General features: G+C 70.3%; 1 pseudogene. It reads right to left on the reverse strand.

Annotated features, from left to right (window positions below):
* Positions 1-572: pseudogene (locus CSC70_RS14250) on the reverse strand (bifunctional lysylphosphatidylglycerol flippase/synthetase MprF); the annotation flags it as partial.

Raw genomic sequence — 572 nt, forward strand, 5'->3', positions numbered from 1 at the left:
CGGTACGCGCAGTGCTGGCGCCGACGCGTACCGGCGCGCGCAGCCCGGAGGCGGCCGCCATGGCCACCGAGATCAGCAGTGGCACGATGTAATACGCGACGCGGTAGGCCAGCGCCGCCGCCAGGACCGCGGCGGGGGGCACGTGCGGCAGCAGTTTGAGCAGGCTCCACTCTAACACGCCCAGGCCGGCCGGCACGGTGGAGATCAGTCCGGCCACCACGGCCACCAGCCAGATGCCGATGAAGCCGAAGTAGCCGGTACCGGGCTCCGGTGGCAGCAGTACGTAGAACGCGGCCGCGGCCAGGCCCAGCTCCACCACGCTCAGTGCAGTGACGCCCAACCCCGTGGTGCGGTCCGGTAACCAGAACCGGTGGGTACGGATGCCGAACTCGCGGCCCTGTTTGCCGACCAGCACCAGCATGGCGCCGTAGCCGACCAGCAGGACGATGCCGGCGATGCGGATGGCCTGCGCAGTAATCGGCAACGCGCGCGCGGCCGCTTCCGGTTCCAGCAGCAATGCCAGACCCAGCAGCACCCAGGCCCCGAAGATGAGGCCCAGGGTGCTCATCAGC

The organism is Pseudoxanthomonas kalamensis DSM 18571, from assembly GCF_010211745.1.
GTDB lineage: Bacteria > Pseudomonadota > Gammaproteobacteria > Xanthomonadales > Xanthomonadaceae > Pseudoxanthomonas_A > Pseudoxanthomonas_A kalamensis.